Raw genomic sequence first — 19,556 nt, forward strand, 5'->3', positions numbered from 1 at the left:
CCGCCAAGATCATGGTTATCCAGCGTGTAGCCGGCCCGTGTCAGCGACGCTTGGCACCGGGACAACTGCCAGAGGACCGGCTGGAACCTGCCGGAGCGGGTGAAGCCGTCCGACCGCGGTTGCGGTGGTTCCTGTACCTCACTGCGGTACAGCGCCAGCGGTCGAGGGATCAGGAAAGCCGCCCGGCCTCGTGGAGGGCGTCGAAGACCAGCTCGTCGACGGCCGAGACCCGGTCCCGGTCGGCGTAGCGGAACCACGCCTTCTCGGCGATCTCCCGCGACGGGGTCAGCTCACCGTGATGATCGGCGGTGTAACAGATCATCCGGAACGGGCCGTGCTCCGGATGATCCTCACCGATCTCGAAAGTGCCGAAGTGCACCATGGAACCGGGGTCGATCGCCGCCCTCAGTTCCTCGTCGATCTCCCGCACCAGGGTCTCGCCGTCGGACTCGCCTGGCTCACGATGACCGCCCGGGAAGTAGAAGCGATCTCTGCCGTGACTACGCGTCACCAACACCCGGTCGTCCCGAACCAGAACCCACGCCACCTTCTCCGGCACACCGTCGCCATTGGTCACGGGCCAGGACCGTATCGGAGAGCATCGCCTGCGTCAGCACCGTTCGCACACTGAACTAGGGAAGCTTGGTCTTCTGGCGGCATCTGCAGGACTGATCTGCGGCGGAGGAGCGGCGGGACCTGACTGGCCGTCCACTTGGTCCCCGTCAGCCCTCCGTGTGGTTGCCCGCACGATCGGCCCTGCCCTTCCCGTACGACGACCAGATCACCCCTGGCCCGGCTCGGCTTGCTCCCCGTTCCAGGTGAATCGGTAGCGGTTGCGTTCTCGGTCGAAGGTAAGACCGATGTCGACGGGTGGAGCCCCGGTTGCGCAGGTCACCGAGCGTGAAGTGGCGCAGGGGGCGTCCACGGTTGAGCTAGATCTCGATGTCGGCCGCCGGGGCCGCCCCCCGCCTGGTAGCGGCCGGTGAGGATCCGTTCCCTCAGGTGTTCGATGTACAGGGCGGTCTTGAAGCGCTCGACATACTCGTCCCGCGTCTCGTTCACGTCCACGGGTGCCACCCTTCGAGACCTCCTACCATCTGCACGCGGATACCGTCAGGCGGCGCAGTTGTGAACCGTGCCGGAGTCGCAGCCGTGCCGTGCCCGTTCACGGCATCCCGCCACCGCGCTCGTAGCCCTCCCACAACCGGCCGCCGGCCTGCTCCAGCACCTCGTCCACCACGCCGACGAGGGAATCATCCCGCCCCTTCAGCACCTCACGAACGGCGAGGTGCAGACGCGTGCCGAGCCCCGGCGCCGTGGACTCCAGGCGCCGTGCCAGCCACTTCCCGCCTCCACCCCAAGACCCGCCCAGGACCAGCGCCAACTCCCCTGTTCACCGGACCAGTTCAGTGGCGATGAACAGCCGCTCGCTCTGGTCGGCAGTCCCCGAGAGATCGTCGAGGAGGTCGGTGATCGCGTAACGGCGGTCCTCGACCTCGTCATCCGGCACAGGCGGCGGTCCTGCCGCGGCCAGCCTCCGGGCTTCGTCGTTGAGGCGCGTCCCGACTCCGTCGGTGTCGAAGAGCAGCAGCCCGTCAGCACACATCCACAGGAGGGGCGACCGGCGCGTACGTATGTCCCGGTCGACGTACGCGTACCAGCTCTCCTCGGTGTGCACGAACAGCTCCACCGGCCAGTCATCGTGCCGGAAGCTTGCCCGATACAGCGCCGGCCGCGCACCTCCTCTCGCGGGGGCGGACGCACGCTTACTACGACCAGGAAGCCGCCCTCGGCGCGCTCTTGTTGCTCGACGCCAAGCTCGCTGTCCTGACATCCGGCTGATCTGAGGTGTCGGCGCCATGTCGGAGCACTGTCGGGGCTGTCGGTCGGATGTCGGTGGCTCGCAGGCGGGAGTTGGCACCTTTCCAGTGAAGGCCGGCCGGAGCTCACCGGCCGGCCCGATCCCGAAGGAGCCACCATGCACACCCCTGTCACGATCATCGGCGCCGGACTCGGCGGACTCACGCTGGCCCGCGTCCTGCACGTCCACGGCGTCCCGGTCACGGTCTACGAGGCGGAGTCCTCCCCCTCGGCGCGCGCACAGGGCGGACTGCTCGACATCCACGACTACAACGGGCAGCTCGCACTCAAGGCGGCCGGCCTGTTGGACGAGTTCCACGCCATCGTCCTGGAGGGCCGCGAGGCGCTGCGGATCCTCGACCGGGACGGGACTGTGCTGCTCGACCAAGCCGACGACGGCGCGGGCGGACGCCCCGAGGTGCCACGGGGCGACCTGCGACAGGTTCTGCTCGACTCACTCCCGGCAGGGACCGTGCGGTGGGGGCACAAGGTCAGTCGTACCCGTGCCCTCGGCGAGGGTCGCCACGAGGTGACGTTCGCCGACGGCGCCACCGTCGTCACCAGCCTGCTGGTCGGCGCGGACGGCGCGTGGTCACGGGTCCGGCCGCTGCTGTCCACCGCCACCCCCGAGTACATCGGCAAATCCGTCGTGGAGACCCACCTGTTCGACGCCGACACCCGGCACCCGGCTGCCGCGAAAGCGGTGGGTGGCGGGATGCTGATCGCTCCTTCGCCCGGCAGGGAGATCTTCGCTCACCGGGAAAAGGGCGACACTCTGCACGCCTACGTGGGGCTGTCCGAGCCGCAGGACTGGTTCGCCGCCATCGATTTCGCCGACGCCGCCACGGCCACCGCGCGGATCGCGCAGGAATTCGACGGCTGGGCGCCGGAGCTCACCGCGCTGATCACCGGCAGCGACGTCCCGCCGGTCCTGCGCCCCCTCTACACCCTGCCGCCCGGGCACCGGTGGGACCGGGTGCCAGGGGTGACCCTGCTCGGCGACGCCGCCCACCTCGCGGCCCCCAACGGCGAGGGCGCCAACCTGGCCATGCTCGACGGCGCCGAACTCGGTGAAGCCCTCGCCGCGCACCCCGGCGACATCGAGACGGCGCTCACCGAGTACGAGCAGGTCATGTTCCCCCGCAGCGCCGAGACCGTCATCGACGAGATGCCCGGGATCGACTCCCCCCACAACACGGCCCAGGGCCTGATCGACTGGTTCAGCGGGAAGGGCCAATGAGCCGGGTCGTTCAGTAGTCCGGCCACCGTTTCCTGACGTGACCCGTGGGCATCCGGCACGGCTGTGACCGAGCATCTTCAAGCGCTCTGGAGCGGTAGTCACACACAGATGGACACGCAGCAACGCCAGAGGGCCCTTACCTACCCGGTAAGGGCCCTCTGACCTGCTACTCAGCTGTCGGGGTGGCGGGATTTGAACCCACGACCTCTTCGTCCCGAACGAAGCGCGCTGCCAAGCTGCGCTACACCCCGATTGTCGCTGCTCGTCGCGGCGACGTCGTTTACTTTAGCCCACTGGTGGCTGGAGACGAAATCCGGTTTTCGTGGGGGGACGGGTGGGGCTCGGGCGGGCTGGTCCAGGGCGACAGGCCCGGGGGGCCCGGGCGACGGGGGCGGGGGCCCGGCACCGCCCCGCCGACTACTCCCGCCCCACCAGCGTCAGCAGCGTGACCTCCGGTGGGCAGGCGAAGCGGACCGGTGTGTAGCGGTTGGTGCCGCAGCCCGCCGAGACGTGGAGGTAGGCCGTACGGCCCTGGGCCGCGTGCTTCGACAGGCCCTTCACTCGGTCCACGTCCAGGTCGCAGTTGGTGACGAACGCGCCGTAGAAGGGGAGGCACAGCTGGCCCCCGTGGGTGTGGCCGGCCAAGATCAGCGGATAGCCGTCCGCCGTGAACGAGTCCAGGACCCGCAGGTAGGGGGCGTGGACGACGCCCATCGAGAAGTCGGCGGTGCCGGACGGGCCGCCGGCCACCTCGGGGTAGCGGTCCCGTTTGATGTGCGGGTCGTCCAGGCCCGTCAGCTCGATCGACACGCCCTCGATCTTCAGCGCGCCGCGGGTGTTGGTCAGGTTCTGCCAGCCCGCCGCGTCGAAGCCGTCACGCAGGTCCTCCCACGGGTTGTGGACGGCGTTGACGGCGGGAGCGTTGCCGTTCAGTCCGTGCCGGCCCTGCGCCTTCTCGAACAAGTACCGTGCGGGGTTGCGGAGTTTGGGGCCGTAGTAGTCGTTGGAGCCGAAGACGTACGCCCCCGGGAACTCCATCAGCGGGCCGAGGGCGTCCAGGACCTCCGGCACGCCCTCCGGGTCGGAGAGGTTGTCCCCGGTGTTGATCACGAAGTCGGGGCGCAGGCCCGCCAGCGAACGCAGCCACCGCTGCTTCTTGCGCTGGCCGCCGACCATGTGGATGTCGGAGACCTGGAGGACGCGCAGGGGGCGCATTCCGGACGGGAGGACGGGGACCGTCACTCGTCGGAGGCGGAATGAGCGGGCCTCAAAGCCCGCCGCGTACACCAGACCGGCGGCGCCGGCCGCCGCGATCGACAGAGGTACTCCGTATCGCGCTCGCATACGTCCATCGTGTCAGACCCCGACCGGGCCCCGTGCGCCTACGCCCCTTAAATGAGCGGGCGTGCGGGCCGCGACACCTGCGACAATCAAACCCATGACCACGCTCAAGTCGAAGCTGCAGGACGATCTCAACTCCGCCATCAAGGAGCGCGACGAGCTCCGCTCCTCGACGCTCCGGCTGACGCTCGCCGCGATCACCAAGGAGGAGGTCGCCGGCAAGACCAAGCGCGAACTCTCCGACGACGAGGTGCAGAAGGTGATCACCCGCGAGGCGAAGAAGCGTCGCGAGGCCGCGGACGCCTTCGCGCAGGGTGGCCGCCCGGAGAGCGCCGAGCGGGAGAAGGCGGAGGGCGAGGTCCTCGCCGCGTACCTACCCAAGCAGCTGTCCGACGAGGAGCTGCACGAGATCGTCGCCCAGGCCGTCTCGGAGGCGAAGGCGGCTGGTGCCGAGGGGCCGCGGGCCATGGGCGCGGTCATGAAGATCGTGAACCCGAAGGTGGCCGGCCTGGCGGAGGGCGGCCGCGTGGCCGCCGCGGTCAAGAAGCTGCTGGCCGGCTGAGAGCAGTCCGCTCGCTCCCGCAGGGGAGGCGGCAGAAGGTGGACGGGCCCGCTCGCTTTCCGTAAAGGCGTACAGGGGGGGGAGCGGGGCGTCATGGCGTCTGCTCCGGCGACACGTCCACCCTTGCAGCGACGTCGTCTCCGCCTGACCCGATCCGTCCCGAGGGAACTCCCGTCGTCAGCCGGGCGTGGGTGGGTGAGTACTCGTGAGGCCCTGACATGAGAAGGGGCCCGGCATCTGCCGGGCCCCTTCTCATGTCGCCCCGGTGAGAACGGGTCGGGGCGCGAGGATCTGTCAGCCGCGCCTTCCGCCGTTGCCGTTGCCCTGGAAGAAGCCGTCCGGGAAGCTGAAGGTGGGCGTCGGCTTGCCGCCGCCGTTCGTGCCGCCGTCGGTCAGGCCGCCGATGATGCCGTTGCCGTCACCGTTGTCACCGTCGCCGTTCCCGTTCCCCTTGCCCTTGTCTCCCTTGTCGCCGTTGTCCTTCTTGGGATCCGGGATGTTGACGAGGTTGAAGGTCTCCACCGGCTTGCCGTCCAACGCGCCGACCATGGCGTCCCGCCAGATCGGGCCGGGGGTGTCACCGCCGTAGACCTCGGCATGGTAGGAACCGCCGATGGTGATGTCGGTCATCTCGACCTTCTGGGTGGCGCTGCCGACCCAGACGGCGCCCGACATGTTCGGGGTGTAGCCGACGAACCAGGCGTTCTTCCGCAAGTCCGTCGTACCCGTCTTGCCGGCGCTCTCCCGGCCCGACAGCCCGGCCTCCTTGCCGGTACCGGAGTCGACCACGCCGCGCAGCAGCGTGTTTATGGTGTCCGCGGTCTTCTCGCTCATCGCGCGCGAGCACGTCGACTTGGGCACCGCCAGCGACTTCTTGTCACCGGCGACGGTCTGGGTGATCGACTCGATCGCGACCGGGGTGCAGTACATGCCCCGGCTGGCGAAGGCCGCGTAGGCGCTCGCCATCGTCAGCGGCGACAGGCCCGTCGAACCCAGAGTCATCGATGAGGGCACCTCGGGGACCTTGGTGCCGTTGCCCTGCACCACGCCGAGCGCGTCGGTCATCTTCACCACCGGGCACATGCCGATCTCGGCGAGCATCTCCACGAAGTAGGTGTTGACCGACTTGGCCATGGCGTCCTTCAGCGCGTAAGGACCGACCTCGCTCTCGTTCTCGTTCTCGAGCTTGTAGCCCTTGTCGTTGACCCAGGGCTTCCCGCTGCACGACTGGACCTTTGCCGGGTACGGCATCTGGTACGGCGCGGGGTAGATCTGCGTCGGAGGTTTGCCGTCCTCCAACGCCGCCGCGGCCAGGAACGGCTTGAACGTCGAACCCGTCGGGAACCCGAAGTTGGAGCCGCCCATCGCAGCGTTGACCGAGAAGTTGTACTCCGTCTCGTTCTTGCCGTAGCCGAAGGGCTTCGACTGGCCCATCGCGAGGATCTTGCCGGTACCGGGCTCGACCAGCGTGGAGGCCGCGGCGACCTTGTCGCTCTTGTAGACGTGGTCCTTGATCGACTTCTCGACCGAGTCCTGCGCCTTGGGGTCGAGCGTTGTCCGTATGGTCAGACCGCCCTGGTTCCAGAGCTTGGCCCGCGCCTCCTTGGTCTTGCCGAAGGCCGGGTCGCTGAGGAACACCTTCCCGATGTACTTGCAGAAGAAGCTGGCGCCCCGCACGGCCGTGATGCAGCCGTTCCTGGGCTGGCTGACCTTCAGGCTCAGCGGCTCCTTCATCGCCTTGTCGGCCTCGGCCCGGGGGACGTCGCCGACCTCGGCCATGCGCCGCAGCACGGTGTTGCGCCGCTTGGTGGCCTCGGCCTCGTCGTTGATCGGGTCGTAACGGCTCGGCGACTGCACGATGCCGGCCAGCAGCGCCGACTCGGAGAGAGTCAGGTCCTTGGCGTGCTTGGAGAAGTAGCGCTGGGAGGCGGCCTCGACGCCGTAGGCCTGCTGGCCGAAGAACGTGATGTTCAGGTAGTTCTCGAGGATCTTCTTCTTGCCGAGCTCCTCCTCCACCTGGATCGCGTACTTCAGCTCCTTGATCTTGCGGCCGAGCGTCTGCTGGGTGGCCTGCGCGACCTTCGTCGGGTCGTCACCTGCCTCCTCCACGAAGACGTTCTTCACGTACTGCTGGGTGAGCGTCGAGGCACCCTCCGAGACGCCGCCGCTCTGCGCGTTCTTGTTCAGCGCGCGCAGCACGCCCTTCAGGTCGACCGCGCCGTGCTGGTAGAAACGCGAGTCCTCGATCGCGACGATCGCCTTCTGCATGTACGGCGAGACGTCCTTGAGCCCGACCACCGTGCGGTCGCGCGAGTAGACCGTGGCGATCTGGCCGCCGTCGGCGTCGAGGATCGTGGTGCGCTGGCTCAGCGGCGGTGTCTTCAGGTTGGCCGGGAGTTCGTCGAAGCTCTCCACCGACCCCTTGGCGGCGAGCCCCAGTGCACCCGCCGCGGGCAGCGCGATGCCTGCCATCACGGCTCCCGCGAGAACACTGACACCGAGGAACTTCGCGGCCTGCTGCGTGGAGGACAGACCACCGCCCGAACGCTTCTTTGGCATGGGGGCAGCCTACGTTCTCATTCGCCGGACACGCGTCTAGGCCTTGGCCTAAGCTGCTCTCAACTGTCACAGCTGTAGGGCTACGTATCAATACGTCCGGCGACCCCGAATCGTTCCGGAGGTTCCCCAACTTTTTTGGCGGGGGCGTGTCCGAATCCGCCTTGTGTGTCACCTGGTGCCCGTTGTGACGCAACATAACTGTCCTGGTTTCGCCGGGATAGTCACGTATGTCGTCAGCTCACTCCCCCGGGTGATCTGCCGCTTACCCATAGTCCGTTCGGGCCATTCAAGATTGGGCCCGAAGGGGGTGTTGCGCTGTGCCCACCTTCCGTAACGTCCTCAACTGGCTGCGGTGAATATGCCGCTGCCGCCGTGGGGGAGCCTCGATTCGGGAGAGGACGGCGCCGGTATGGGCTGGGTAGTCGACTGGAGTGCGCAGGCGGCCTGCCGCACTACCGATCCGGATGAACTGTTTGTTCAGGGAGCGGCGCAGAACAGGGCCAAGGCGGTATGCACCGGATGCCCGGTGCGTACGGAGTGCCTGGCCGACGCGCTCGACAATCGCGTCGAGTTCGGTGTGTGGGGAGGGATGACGGAGCGGGAGCGCCGCGCACTGCTGCGCAGGCGACCGACCGTGACCTCCTGGCGCCGGCTGCTGGAGACCGCGCGTACGGAGTACGAGCGGGGGGCGGGCATCCTGCCTCTCGACGACGACGAGGTCTACGAGCACTACGCGGCGGTGAGCTGAGGGGCGGCGCCTCAGGCGTCTGCCCCGGTCTCGGGCAGTTCCGGCCGCTTGGCCGCGAGTCTGTCGCCGATGTCCCGCAGCCCCGCGAGGTCGTGGACGTCGCCGGGCAGTGCGGCCACTTCGGCCACCGCCACCTCCGGGTGGCGTGCGGTGAAGCGGTCACGTGTGCGCTGCTCGCGGGAGAGCAGTCGCATGCGCTCGGCGTGCAGCCTCAGCAGGCCTGCGGTCAGTTGTTCGACGGATCGTTCCTGGTCATGCTTCGGGTGGTCCTGTGGTGCGGGTTTTTGCGCTGGGGCTTCCTGAACCGTGGCGGCCAGCTCCGTGTCGTCCTGGTCCGTGGCTGTGGGGGAGCCTTCGTCGGGAGCAGGAGGTTCTGAACTGCCGTACGTGTCGGGAGAGTTACGAACTGCTTTCCCGTCCCCCTGATCCACAATGCGAGGCTCTTCAAGATTTTCCGCGGCGGCGAGTGCCCGCTCGGCCGACAGGTGGGCGGCGCCGCTGCCGTGGACACGGTTGAGTACCAGGCCGGCCAGTGGCATGTCCTCGGCGGCCAGCCGCTCCACGAAGTACGCGGCCTCCCGCAGCGCGTCCCGCTCCGGCGCCGCGACCACCAGGAACGCCGTCCCGGGCGCCTGGAGCAGCTTGTACGTCGCGTCCGCGCGCGTGCGGAAGCCGCCGAAGGTGGTGTCCATCGCGGCCACGAACGTCTGGACGTCCTTGAGGAGCTGTCCGCCGAGCAGCTTGCCGAGGGTGCCGGTCATCATCGACATTCCGACGTTCAGGAACTTCATCCCGGCACGGCCGCCCAGCTTCGCCGGGGCCGTCAGCAGCCGGATCAGCCGGCCGTCCAGGAAGGACCCCAGGCGCTTCGGGGCGTCCAGGAAGTCGAGCGCCGAACGGGACGGGGGCGTGTCGACGACGATCAGGTCCCAGGCGTCCCTGGAGCGCAGCTGCCCCAGCTTCTCCATCGCCATGTACTCCTGCGTGCCCGCGAAGCCCGCCGAGAGCGACTGGTAGAAGGGGTTGTTCAGGATCGCGGTGGCCCGCTCCGGATCCGCGTGCGCCTCGACGATCTCGTCGAAGGTGCGCTTCATGTCCAGCATCATCGCGTGCAGTTCGCCGCTCGCGGCGTCGTTGACGCCCTTCACTCGGCGGGGGACGTTGTCGAGCGAGTCGATGCCCATCGACTGGGCGAGCCGACGGGCCGGGTCGATGGTGAGCACCACGACCTTCCGGCCGCGCTCGGCCGCTCTGAGGCCGAGCGCGGCCGCGGTGGTGGTCTTTCCGACCCCGCCGGAGCCGCAGCACACCACGATGCGGGTCTCCGGGTCGTCGAGGAGGGGGTCGATGTCGAGGACGCGGGTGGGGGAGAGGTGGTGGCGGGGGGTGTCATGAGGGTGCGGTGGGTGGGGGGTGTTCTGTGGGGGCGTGTCCTGGGAGTGGGGCTGGTTCGGGCTCATGACATCCCCTGTTCCCGCAGGTCGGTGGCCAGTTCGTACAGGCCCGCCAAGTCCATTCCCTCGGCGAACAGTGGCAGTTCGTGCAGTGGCAGGTCCAGCTCGCCGAGCACCGCACGCTGCTCGTGCTCCAGCGCGTACCGTTCGGCGTACTCGTCGGCCTGCGCCACCAGCGGATCGATCAGCCGCTCGGCGTTCCCGCCACGTCGCGCCCCGCCGAGCCCGGCCGCCGACAGTGAGCGGGCGACGGCCGTCCGCGGGGCCTTCCGTACGAGTTCCAGGTCGGCCGCGTCCAACACCTCCGGCCGCACCATGTTCACGATGATCCGCCCCACCGGCAGCCTCGCGGACCGCAGCTCGGCGATCCCGTCCACCGTCTCCTGGACGGGCATCTCCTCCAGCAGCGTCACCAGGTGCACCGACGTCTCCGCCGACTTCAGCACCCGCATCACGGCCTGCGCCTGATTGTGTATCGGGCCGATCTTGGCGAGTCCCGCGACCTCGTCGTTGACGTTGAGGAAGCGGGTGATACGGCCGGTGGGGGGTGCGTCCATCACGACGTAGTCGTAGGCGAACCGGCCGCTCTTGTCCTTGCGGCGTACTGCCTCGCAGGCCTTGCCTGTGAGGAGTACGTCTCTCAGGCCGGGCGCGACGGTGGTGGCGAAGTCGATCGCGCCGAGCTTCTTCAGGGCTCGGCCCGCGCCGCCCAGTTTGTAGAACATCTGGAGGTAGTCCAGAAGGGCCAGTTCGGGGTCTATGGCCAGGGCATACACCTCCCCGCCCCCGGGCGCGACGGCGATCTTGCGCTCCTCGTAAGGAAGCGCTTCCGTCTCGAAGAGCTGCGCGATGCCCTGCCGACCCTCGACCTCGACGAGAAGCGTCCGCTTCCCCTCGGTGGCGAGGGCCAGCGCTAGGGCTGCGGCGACCGTGGTCTTTCCGGTCCCGCCCTTGCCGCTGACGACCTGGAGCCTGCTCACGTATTCGAGCCTAACCAGTCCGCGCGCGGGCTACGCCGGAGGCTGTGGACAAACGTGGCTGCGGATGCGGAGCGGGCAGCGGCTACAGTCGGCCGCATGACCAAGTGGGAATATGCAACCGTGCCACTGCTCGTCCACGCCACGAAGCAGATTCTGGACACCTGGGGCGAGGACGGCTGGGAGCTTGTCCAGGTCGTGCCCGGGCCGAACAACCCCGAGCAGTTGGTGGCCTACCTGAAGCGGGAGAAGGCGTGAGCGCGGTAGAGGCGCGGTTGGCCGAGCTGGGCCTTCGTCTTCCGGCTGTCGTGCCGCCGCTCGCCGCGTACCAGCCGGCCGTGCAGTCGGGTGTGTACGTGTACACGTCCGGCCAGCTGCCGATGGTGGACGGCAAGCTTCCGGTCACCGGCAAGGTGGGTGCGGAGGTTACGGCCGAGGAGGCGAAAGAGCTCGCGCGTACGTGTGCGCTGAACGCGCTGGCCGCGGTGAAGTCCGTGGCCGGTGACCTCGACCGTGTCGCGCGTGTCGTGAAGGTGGTCGGGTTCGTGGCCTCGGCGTCGGACTTCACGGGGCAGCCGGGTGTGGTGAACGGCGCGAGTGAGTTGCTGGGTGACGTGCTGGGCGACAAGGGCGTGCACGCGCGGAGTGCGGTGGGGGTGGCGGTGCTGCCGTTGGATGCGCCGGTGGAGGTTGAGGTGCAGGTGGAGTTGACCGGGGTGTAGGTGCCTGCGGCGCCTGCGGTTCGGTGGGGGGTCGGGGCCGGGTCGGGGGTGTCCGTCCTCGGAACGTCGCGGAATCGGTCTCTCGGCGACTGGACGGTGTTGACGCGACAACCGCTGCGGGCGGACACCCCCGACCCGTCCCCTTCTCGCCGTCCGCGAGTGCGACAACCGGCGACCACTTTCCCGGGCCAGAGGCCCACTTCTTGACCCACCGTGGGTGGGTGTCGTGGGTGAGAAGCGGGGGTCTGGGGGCGGAGCCCCCGGGGCGCTCGCATCGGCGCAGGGTGCTGGATGGACAACGGGGCCGGTGGGCGGCTCCAGCTCAGGGCAGCGGGACCGCTCGAACATCCGCGCGTCAGGAGATAGCCTCCGGCCATGGCAAACGGGCAGTGGTACCCGCGGGACTGGCCTGACCGTATCCGCTCGCTCGCGGACGGCACGCTCACTCCGGTCACCCCCAGGCGCGCGGCCACCGTGATGCTCCTGAAGGACGCGGAGAGCGGCCCCGCCGTCCACATGCTGCGCAGACGCGCGTCCATGGCCTTCGCGGGGGGTGCGTACGCGTACCCGGGCGGTGGTGTGGACCCCCGTGACGACGAGCACCAGGTCCACTGGGCGGGGCCCACGCGGGCGTGGTGGGCGGACAGGCTGGGCGTGGCGGAGAGTGAGGCCCAGGCGATCGTCTGCGCGGCCGTACGGGAGACGTACGAGGAGGCGGGCGTCCTGCTCGCCGGTCCGGCCTCCGATTCCGTGGTCGGCGACACCACGGGCCCGGAGTGGGAGGCCGACCGTGCCGCCCTGGTCGCCCGGGACCTCTCCTTCGCGGAGTTCCTGGAGCGCCGCGGGCTGGTCCTCCGCTCGGACCTGCTGGGTGCCTGGACCCGGTGGATCACCCCGGAGTTCGAGCCGCGCCGGTACGACACCTGGTTTTTCGTGGCCGCGCTCCCCGAGGGCCAGCGCACCCGGAACGCCTCCACGGAGGCGGACCGGACGGTGTGGATCCGACCGGCGGAGGCGGCGGCGTCGTACGACAAGGGCGAGCTGCTGATGATGCCGCCCACCATCGCGACCCTGCGTCAGCTGGCGGGGTACGCCATAGCTGCCGAGGCGCTCGATGCGGCGCCCGAGCGTGACCTGACGCCCGTTCTGGCCCAGGCGCGTCTGGCGGACGGCGAGGTGGTGCTGTCCTGGCCGGGGCATGACGAGTTCACCAAGCACATCCCGACCGACCTGCCGACCGGTGGAGCCACCGCATGACGGACGCAGCAGCCCTTCCCGGCCAGCCACGGGGCGGGGTCCTCTCCGGGCCCGCCACCCCGCGGGCCGTCAACGTCCTCGCGCCCAACGCCTCCGCGATGACGCTGGACGGGACGAACACCTGGGTCCTGTCCGAGCCCGGCTCCGAGCTGGCCGTGGTGGTCGATCCGGGGCCGCTGGACGAAGGGCACCTGCGCACCGTCGTCGACGCCGCCGCGACGGCCGGCAAGCGGATCGCCCTCACTCTCCTCACCCACGGCCACCCGGACCACGCCGAGGGCGCCGCCCTCTTCGCCGAGCTGACCGGCACCAAGGTGCGGGCGCTGGACCCGGCGCTGCGGCTGGGGGAGGAGGGGCTGGGCGCCGGTGACGTGGTCGAGGTCGGCGGTCTGGAGCTGAGGGTCGTAGGGACACCCGGGCACACCGCGGACTCCCTGTGCTTCCATCTCCCGGCCGACCAAGCCGTCCTGACCGGCGACACCGTCCTGGGGCGCGGTACGACCGTCGTGGCGCACCCCGACGGCCGTCTCGGGGACTACCTGGACTCCCTGCGGCGGCTCAGGTCCCTCACCGTCGACGACGGGGTGCACACGGTGCTGCCGGGCCACGGGCCGGTCCTGGAGGACGCCCAGGGTGCCGTCGAGTTCTATCTCGCCCACCGCGCCCACCGCCTCGCCCAGGTCGAGACGGCCGTGGAGGACGGCTACGCGGCCCCCGCGGAGGTGGTCGCCCATGTGTACGCCGATGTGGACCGGTCCCTGTGGCCGGCGGCCGAGCTGTCGGTGCGGGCACAGCTGGAGTACCTGGAGGAGCACGGGCTCATCTGAGGCGCCCACAGTCCTCAGGGCCGGGGACTACGACGAGGTCCCGTCTCATCAGGAGACGGGACCTCGTCGACGTACGGTCAGGAAAGGTGTCAGCGCGAGCGCTTGGCGAGCCGCTCCACGTCCAGCAGGATCACGGCCCGCGCCTCCAGGCGCAGCCAGCCGCGGCCCGCGAAGTCGGCCAGCGCCTTGTTCACGGTCTCGCGGGACGCGCCGACCAGCTGGGCCAGCTCCTCCTGCGTGAGGTCGTGGACGACGTGGATGCCCTCCTCGGACTGCACGCCGAAGCGGCGGGAGAGGTCGAGCAGCGCGCGGGCGACACGGCCGGGGACATCCGAGAAGACCAGGTCGGACATCGCGTCGTTGGTGCGGCGCAGACGGCGGGCCACGGCGCGCAGGAGGGCGCCGGCCACCTCGGGACGCACGTTCAGCCAGGGCTGGAGGTCGCCGTGGCCGAGGCCGAGCAGCTTGACCTCGGTCAGCGCGGTGGCGGTCGCCGTGCGCGGGCCCGGGTCGAAGAGGGACAGCTCGCCGATGAGCTCGCCGGGGCCGACCACGGCCAGCATGTTCTCGCGGCCGTCGGGGGAGGTGCGGTGAAGCTTGACCTTGCCCTCGGTGACGACATAGAGCCGGTCTCCGGGGTCGCCTTCGTGGAACAGCGAGTCACCGCGAGCGAGGGTCACCTCGCTCATGGAGGCGCGGAGCTCGGCGGCCTGCTCGTCGTCGAGAGCCGCGAAGAGCGGGTTGCGCCGCAGGACGTCGTCCACGAGTTCTCTCCTTGTCGACCTGCTCAGGGGATCTTGCTCCCCCTGTCTACCAGGGGACCGGGTTCCCCATTTTGCCGGACGGTCCAAACAGTGTGATCTGTCACAAGGATGCCGCACAGGTGTGCCGGGGTATGCGGCAGGGGTCCAATTGGAGGCCGATCTTCTGGGGCCGGGGCGTATGTCAGTGTCGGGCTCTAGTCTGGCCGGGTGTCCAAATAGCCGGTGGGAGCACAGGTCAAGGGGGCTGGACGGGTGGCGGAGCGGCAGGATTCCGCTGTGGGCGAACAGAACTCCGGCGGCGGTATTAAAACGGCAAATACGACAAAGAGGGCTCCGGTGGAGAAGGTGAAGAAGGTGTCGTCCAAGACAGCTGCCCCGGCCAAGAAAGCTGCCCCGGCCAAAAAGGCCGCCCCGCTGAAGCAGGGTGCCTCGCTGAAGAAGGCGACCGTCGCGCCCGGGAAGGCCGCCGTCCCGGTCAAGAAGGCGGCTGCGGCGAAGACCGTCGCCGCCCAGCCGCCGAGCGGTGAGTCGCGCACCGCCCTGGTGCGCCGGGCCCGCCGGATCAACCGCGAGCTCGCCGAGGTCTATCCGTACGCGCACCCGGAGCTGGACTTCGAGAATCCCTTCCAGCTGATCGTCGCCACCGTGCTGTCCGCCCAGACCACCGATCTGAGAGTCAATCAGACGACTCCCGCCCTCTTCGCCAAGTACCCCACACCGGAGGACCTGGCCGCCGGAAACCCGGAGGAGGTCGAGGAGATCCTCCGGCCCACCGGCTTCTTCCGGGCCAAGACCAGGTCGGTCATAGGGCTGTCCAAGGCCCTCGTGGAGGACTTCGGGGGAGAGGTCCCCGGACGGCTGGAAGACCTCGTCAAGCTGCCCGGCGTGGGCCGCAAGACCGCCTTCGTGGTGCTCGGCAACGCCTTCGGGCGGCCCGGCGTCACCGTGGACACGCACTTCCAGCGGCTGGTGCGGCGCTGGCAGTGGACCGCCGAGACCGACCCCGACAAGATCGAGGCCGCCGTCGGTGCGCTCTTCCCCAAGAGTGACTGGACGATGCTGTCGCACCACGTGATCTTCCACGGCCGCCGTATCTGCCACGCCCGCAAGCCCGCCTGCGGCGCCTGCCCCATCGCCCCGCTCTGCCCGGCGTACGGCGAGGGCGAGACGGACCCGGAGAAGGCCAGGAAACTGCTCAAGTACGAGAAGGGCGGCTTCCCGGGCCAGCGACTGAAGCCCCCGCAGGCCTACCTGGACGCCGGCGGCAAACCCGCCCCGCCGCTGGGGGCCGGATGACCCGGCGCCGGCTCGACCCTTGTGCACGTGGCCAGGAACGATCTCGGCGCCGTCGGGCGTTGGACCGAGCAGGACGACGGGGGTGGCGATGACGCGCGCGAGCAATACGCGGGGCGGCCCGGTGACGGTCAGCAAGGAAGGCCTGCCGGGCTGGCTGGATCCGGTGGTGCACGCCGTGGAGACGGTCGAGCCACCGCAGCTCAGCCGCTTCCTGCCGCCGGCGGACGGCGCGGGGCGGCAGTCCGCCGTCCTGATCCTGTTCGGTGAGGGCGAGCGAGGCCCCGAGCTGCTGCTCATGGAGCGGGCGAGCTCGCTGCGGTCGCACGCCGGGCAGCCGTCCTTCCCCGGCGGCGCGCTGGATCCGGAGGACGGCGACCCGAAGGGCGACGGCCCCCTGCGGGCGGCGCTGCGCGAGGCCGAGGAGGAGACGGGGCTCGATCCATCCGGAGTCCAGCTCTTCGGCGTGCTGCCCCGGCTGTACATCCCGGTCAGCGGCTTCGTCGTCACGCCCGTGATGGGCTGGTGGCGCGAGCCGTCCCCGGTGGGAGTGGTCGACCCGAACGAGACGGCGAGGGTCTTCACCGTCCCCGTGGCGGATCTCACTGACCCCGGCAACCGGGCCACGGCCGTTCACCCCCGAGGGCACGCGGGCCCGGCATTTCTGGTCGAATCGGCCCTGGTGTGGGGTTTCACCGCCGGAATCATCGACCGCCTGCTGCACTACGCGGGCTGGGAGCGCCCCTGGGACCGGGACAAGCAGGTCCCTCTCGACTGGCGTGCATGACACTGTGTCTGCCGTGCTGTGCAAAGTGATGAGGCGAGGCTCTAACCGGTGAACGCGCTGGACATCCTGTTGCTGGTCGCCGCCGTGTGGTTCGCGATCGTCGGCTATCGCCAGGGCTTCGTCGTCGGCATCCTGTCGGTGATCGGCTTTCTGGGCGGCGGTCTCGTCGCGGTCTACCTGCTCCCCGTCGGCTGGGACGCGCTGACCGACAACGCCGAGGTCGGCACCACCGCCGCCGTCGTCGCGGTCGTCGTCGTCATCGTCTGCGCCTCCGTCGGCCAGGCCCTGACGACGCACCTCGGCAACAAGCTGCGCCGGTACATCACCTGGTCCCCGGCCCGCGCCCTCGACGCCACCGGCGGCTCCCTGGTCAACGTGGTCGCGATGCTGCTGGTCGCCTGGCTGATCGGCTCCGCCCTGGCCGGCACCACGCTGCCGACGGTGGGCAAGGAGGTCCGCAGCTCCAAGGTGCTCCTCGGGGTCGCCCAGGCGCTGCCCGACGAGGCGGACACCTGGTTCGCGGACTTCTCCTCGGTCCTCGCGCAGAACGGCTTCCCGCAGGTCTTCAGCCCGTTCTCGGACGAGCAGATCCCCGAGGTGAAGCCACCCGACCCGGCCCTCGCACGCAGCCCGGTCGCCTTCCGCGCCCAGCGTTCCATCGTGAAGGTCATGGGCACCGCCGAGAGCTGCGGCAAGGTCCTGGAGGGCACCGGCTTCGTCTTCGGCGACCGCCGCGTCATGACCAACGCGCACGTGGTCGGAGGCGTCGACGAGCCCACCGTCCAGATAGGCGGTGAGGGCAGGAGGTACGACGCCACGGTGGTCCTGTACGACTGGGAGCGCGACATCGCCGTACTCGACGTACCGGAGCTGAGCGCGCCCGCGCTGCGGTTCACCTCGCAGGACGCCGGTCGCGGGGACGGGGCGATCGTGGCGGGCTTCCCGGAGAACGGGGCGTACGACATCCGGGCCGCGCGCGTGCGCGGGCGCATCACGGCCAACGGCCCGGACATCTACCACCGCGGCACCGTCCGCCGCGATGTCTACTCCCTCTTCGCGACCGTCCGCCAGGGCAACTCCGGCGGCCCGCTGCTCACCCCCGAGGGGAAGGTGTACGGCGTGGTGTTCGCGAAGTCCCTGGACAGCGCCCAGACGGGTTACGCGCTCACCGCCGACGAGATCCGACAGGACATCGACAAGGGGCGTACCGCGAACCAGCAGGTGGACAGCGACAGCTGCGCACTCTGAGGCCGGATTTCGAGGAGCCCGGCCGGCAGTGGGAGCGTGGAAAAGGCGGGGCGTCAGCCTCGCGGATGGCGCAGGCGTACCGAGACCCAGCGGGCCCGGCGGCGCAGGATGCGCGGAATGCCCACTCGGAGATCCGTGCCGTCCGGCATCGCCGGAGCACCGCCTCGCAGGTGAGAGCTCAGGCCCGAGGCCGAGCGTCGATTGCGTGCTGCGTCACCGTAGTCGTGCGTCCAGCCCATACCCCGACGTCTGCCCCCACCCCAAGGTCGATAACCGCCCCCAGGGCCCCCAATTGGCCTATGCGCCAGGCAATTGGCTGTTCGTCGGACAGGTGTTCAGTTCCGGACACCGGTTGCAGCGGCCCGGTCACCGATCGGGTTCGGGATCCTTCAGCCAGTTGACCAGTTCGGTGGAGAAGGCGACCGGATCCTCCTCGTGCGGGAAGTGGCCCAGCCCGTCGAACAGCCGCCAACGGTACGGCGCTTCCACGTACGCCCCGGACCCGGCGGCGCTGCGCGTCCGCATCACGGGGTCGAGGGACCCGTGCAGATGCAGCGTGGGCACCCGCACCGGCCGCTTCATGCGCCGGTTGAACTGAATGCCGTCCGGGCGGGCCAGGGAGCGGACCATCCAGCGGTACGGCTCGATCGAACAGTGCGCGGTCGACGGAATGCAGATCGCGCGGCGATACGTCTCCACCGCCTCGTCGTCCGGCAGCCTCGGCCCCGACCAGTCCCGGATGAGACGGGCGACGAGCGCGCCGTCGTCCGCGGTGAGCTGCCGCTCGGGGACCCAGGGGCGCTGGAACCCCCAGATGTAGGAGCCGGCCCGGGTCTGCTTGACGTCGGCGAGCATCGCCGAGCGCCAGCGCCGCGGGTGCGGCATCGAGGAGACCGCGAGCCGCCGTACGAGTTTCGGGCGCATCGCGGCCGCCGTCCACGCCAGATAGCCGCCGAGGTCATGGCCGACCAGCGCGGCGTCCGGCTCGCCGAGGGAGCGGATCACGCCAGTGACGTCCAGGGCGAGGTTGGCCGGGTCGTAGCCACGCGGGGTCCGGTCGCTGCCGCCGACACCCCGCAGGTCCATGGCGACGGCCCGGTAGCCCGCGTCGGCGAGGGCGGTCAGCTGGTGCCGCCAGGTCCACCAGAACTGGGGGAAGCCGTGCAGCAGCAGCACCAGCGGCCCGTCACCCAGCTCGGCGATGTGGAAGCGCGCGCCGTTGGCGGCGACGTCCCGGTGGATCACCTCTCGCCCGCCGGGGATGTCGACACGTACGACCGAGGCTGGTTGCGCCGAAGAGCCGGCGGGGTCCGTCATGAGGACGAGCGTGCCACAGCCTCGATGGCCTTCGCGTCCGGGACCCGGTCCGCCAGGGCCGGCCGCGGGTGCGGTTTGGCGTTCTGCAGGACGCCCGCCGTCTCCTTCATCGACGCGGCGACCTTCTGCGGTCCCTGGCTCTTCTTGGCCTTCTTCGCGAAGACCACGCCGATCAGCGCGAGCAGGCCGGCCACGAGCACGTTGGCCGCGAAGGACAGCAGGAAGCAGACCGAGAGGTTCCACCCGCTCCAGGTCCGGATGCCGTACGCCAGCGCGAAGTTCAGCATCGGCAGCGAGAACACCAGCACCGCGCCGGCCACCATGAAGGCGCCACCACTGGTCGCGCCGCGCTTGACGTCATGCTTGAGCTGCGCCTTCGCCAGTGCGATCTCGTCGTGCACCAGCGCGGACATCTCGGTCGTCGCCGAGGCGAACAGTTGGCCGATGCTGCGTTCGGCGCCGACCGGGCTGCCGTCGGGTGCACTCATCGCGATCTCCCTCTTCTGCCTGACGTCCGCCGGGCTGGTGCCCGACCTCCATCCGGCGTGTGCCTGCTGTGTACGGTCCTTCTGCACGGTCCTTTTGTACCGTCCCGTCAGA

The 19,556-nt window shown here is 69.7% G+C and carries 19 protein-coding genes, 1 tRNA gene and 1 pseudogene; 10 read left to right on the top strand and 11 right to left on the bottom strand.

The annotated features are described in order from the left end of the window. Nucleotides 1-169: 169 nt before the first annotated feature. Together ACFYRY_RS30125 and ACFYRY_RS30130 are read right to left on the bottom strand one after the other, a co-directional pair. A complete protein-coding gene (locus ACFYRY_RS30125) occupies nt 170-577 on the bottom strand; it encodes an NUDIX domain-containing protein (protein WP_389152419.1) in 408 nt (135 codons plus the stop codon). Nucleotides 578-1,165: 588 nt separating this feature from the next. After that, nucleotides 1,166-1,726 (bottom strand): annotated as a pseudogene (locus ACFYRY_RS30130) (nucleotidyltransferase domain-containing protein). Between the two features lie 252 nt (nt 1,727-1,978). Here ACFYRY_RS30130 and ACFYRY_RS30135 point away from each other — a divergent pair. Beyond that, a complete protein-coding gene (locus tag ACFYRY_RS30135; protein WP_389152422.1) occupies nt 1,979-3,100 on the top strand; it encodes an FAD-dependent oxidoreductase in 1,122 nt (373 codons plus the stop codon). A gap of 177 nt (nt 3,101-3,277) precedes the next feature. Here ACFYRY_RS30135 and ACFYRY_RS30140 read toward each other — a convergent pair. Together ACFYRY_RS30140 and ACFYRY_RS30145 are read right to left on the bottom strand one after the other, a co-directional pair. After that, nucleotides 3,278-3,351 (bottom strand) — tRNA-Pro (locus ACFYRY_RS30140). 166 nt (nt 3,352-3,517) lie between these two features. Beyond that, on the bottom strand, nt 3,518-4,444 hold the full coding sequence (locus ACFYRY_RS30145) for a metallophosphoesterase (protein ID WP_356768174.1): 927 nt from the start codon (nt 4,442-4,444) through the stop codon (nt 3,518-3,520). A gap of 94 nt (nt 4,445-4,538) precedes the next feature. Here ACFYRY_RS30145 and ACFYRY_RS30150 point away from each other — a divergent pair, with 94 nt between their 5' ends. Continuing rightward, complete coding sequence (locus ACFYRY_RS30150; RefSeq protein ID WP_356768176.1) at nt 4,539-5,003, top strand: GatB/YqeY domain-containing protein; 465 nt, start codon at nt 4,539-4,541, stop codon at nt 5,001-5,003. A 294-nt stretch (nt 5,004-5,297) separates the two neighbouring features. On the opposite strand, the gene ACFYRY_RS30155 is transcribed toward ACFYRY_RS30150, so the two are convergent. Beyond that, nucleotides 5,298-7,562, bottom strand: coding sequence for a transglycosylase domain-containing protein (locus ACFYRY_RS30155; protein WP_389152425.1), 2,265 nt, complete (start codon nt 7,560-7,562; stop codon nt 5,298-5,300). Between the two features lie 409 nt (nt 7,563-7,971). Between ACFYRY_RS30155 and wblA the strand changes: the two genes are divergently transcribed. After that, the gene (wblA, locus tag ACFYRY_RS30160; RefSeq protein ID WP_353692857.1) at nt 7,972-8,310 is read left to right on the top strand and encodes a transcriptional regulator WblA; all 339 of its coding nucleotides are present in this window, start codon (nt 7,972-7,974) and stop codon (nt 8,308-8,310) included. Between the two features lie 11 nt (nt 8,311-8,321). Here wblA and ACFYRY_RS30165 read toward each other — a convergent pair whose 3' ends face one another. Together ACFYRY_RS30165 and ACFYRY_RS30170 are read right to left on the bottom strand one after the other, a co-directional pair. Then, nucleotides 8,322-9,770, bottom strand: coding sequence for an ArsA family ATPase (locus tag ACFYRY_RS30165; protein ID WP_389152428.1), 1,449 nt, complete (start codon nt 9,768-9,770; stop codon nt 8,322-8,324). Continuing rightward, entirely contained in the window at nt 9,767-10,744 is a 978-nt protein-coding gene (locus ACFYRY_RS30170; protein ID WP_389152431.1) for an ArsA-related P-loop ATPase, read from the bottom strand. Before ACFYRY_RS30170 ends, ACFYRY_RS30165 begins: the two co-directional genes overlap by 4 nt. Before the next feature lie 96 nt (nt 10,745-10,840). On the opposite strand from ACFYRY_RS30170, the gene ACFYRY_RS30175 reads away from it, so the two are divergent. The 4 genes from ACFYRY_RS30175 to ACFYRY_RS30190 all read left to right on the top strand — a co-directional run bounded on the left by ACFYRY_RS30175 (nt 10,841) and on the right by ACFYRY_RS30190 (nt 13,547). Continuing rightward, on the top strand, nt 10,841-10,999 hold the full coding sequence (locus ACFYRY_RS30175; protein WP_003967454.1) for a DUF4177 domain-containing protein: 159 nt from the start codon (nt 10,841-10,843) through the stop codon (nt 10,997-10,999). Next, the gene (locus tag ACFYRY_RS30180; protein ID WP_389152434.1) at nt 10,996-11,463 is read left to right on the top strand and encodes a RidA family protein; all 468 of its coding nucleotides are present in this window, start codon (nt 10,996-10,998) and stop codon (nt 11,461-11,463) included. The genes ACFYRY_RS30175 and ACFYRY_RS30180 overlap by 4 nt, the downstream gene beginning before the upstream one ends. Before the next feature lie 375 nt (nt 11,464-11,838). Then, on the top strand, nt 11,839-12,720 hold the full coding sequence (locus tag ACFYRY_RS30185) for an NUDIX hydrolase (protein ID WP_389152437.1): 882 nt from the start codon (nt 11,839-11,841) through the stop codon (nt 12,718-12,720). After that, nucleotides 12,717-13,547: an MBL fold metallo-hydrolase gene (locus ACFYRY_RS30190; RefSeq protein WP_389152440.1), complete on the top strand. Its 831-nt coding sequence runs from the start codon at nt 12,717-12,719 to the stop codon at nt 13,545-13,547. The genes ACFYRY_RS30185 and ACFYRY_RS30190 overlap by 4 nt, the downstream gene beginning before the upstream one ends. A gap of 89 nt (nt 13,548-13,636) precedes the next feature. Here ACFYRY_RS30190 and ACFYRY_RS30195 read toward each other — a convergent pair whose 3' ends face one another. After that, nucleotides 13,637-14,311 carry a Crp/Fnr family transcriptional regulator gene (locus tag ACFYRY_RS30195; protein ID WP_356765753.1) on the bottom strand — a complete coding sequence of 225 codons (675 nt, stop codon included), beginning with the start codon at nt 14,309-14,311 and terminating at the stop codon, nt 13,637-13,639. Nucleotides 14,312-14,647: 336 nt separating this feature from the next. On the opposite strand from ACFYRY_RS30195, the gene nth reads away from it, so the two are divergent. From nth to ACFYRY_RS30210, 3 genes are all read left to right on the top strand, one after another. Next, nucleotides 14,648-15,607, top strand: a complete 960-nt coding sequence (gene nth / locus ACFYRY_RS30200) for an endonuclease III (protein WP_389152977.1) — start codon at nt 14,648-14,650, stop codon at nt 15,605-15,607. A gap of 88 nt (nt 15,608-15,695) precedes the next feature. Next, nucleotides 15,696-16,391 carry an NUDIX hydrolase gene (locus ACFYRY_RS30205; RefSeq protein WP_389152980.1) on the top strand — a complete coding sequence of 232 codons (696 nt, stop codon included), beginning with the start codon at nt 15,696-15,698 and terminating at the stop codon, nt 16,389-16,391. Between the two features lie 48 nt (nt 16,392-16,439). Further along, on the top strand, nt 16,440-17,639 hold the full coding sequence (locus ACFYRY_RS30210) for a MarP family serine protease (RefSeq protein WP_389152443.1): 1,200 nt from the start codon (nt 16,440-16,442) through the stop codon (nt 17,637-17,639). A 53-nt stretch (nt 17,640-17,692) separates the two neighbouring features. On the opposite strand, the gene ACFYRY_RS30215 is transcribed toward ACFYRY_RS30210, so the two are convergent. From ACFYRY_RS30215 to ACFYRY_RS30225, 3 genes are all read right to left on the bottom strand, one after another. Beyond that, a complete protein-coding gene (locus tag ACFYRY_RS30215; RefSeq protein ID WP_356765746.1) occupies nt 17,693-17,878 on the bottom strand; it encodes a hypothetical protein in 186 nt (61 codons plus the stop codon). 127 nt (nt 17,879-18,005) lie between these two features. Beyond that, nucleotides 18,006-18,956 (bottom strand): alpha/beta fold hydrolase, encoded by a 951-nt coding sequence (locus ACFYRY_RS30220; RefSeq protein WP_389152447.1) that lies wholly within the window; start codon nt 18,954-18,956, stop codon nt 18,006-18,008. After that, a complete protein-coding gene (locus tag ACFYRY_RS30225) occupies nt 18,953-19,444 on the bottom strand; it encodes a phage holin family protein (RefSeq protein WP_389152450.1) in 492 nt (163 codons plus the stop codon). Before ACFYRY_RS30225 ends, ACFYRY_RS30220 begins: the two co-directional genes overlap by 4 nt. Nucleotides 19,445-19,556 lie beyond the last annotated feature (112 nt).

Source organism: Streptomyces sp. NPDC005263 (assembly GCF_042872365.1).
GTDB lineage: Bacteria > Actinomycetota > Actinomycetes > Streptomycetales > Streptomycetaceae > Streptomyces.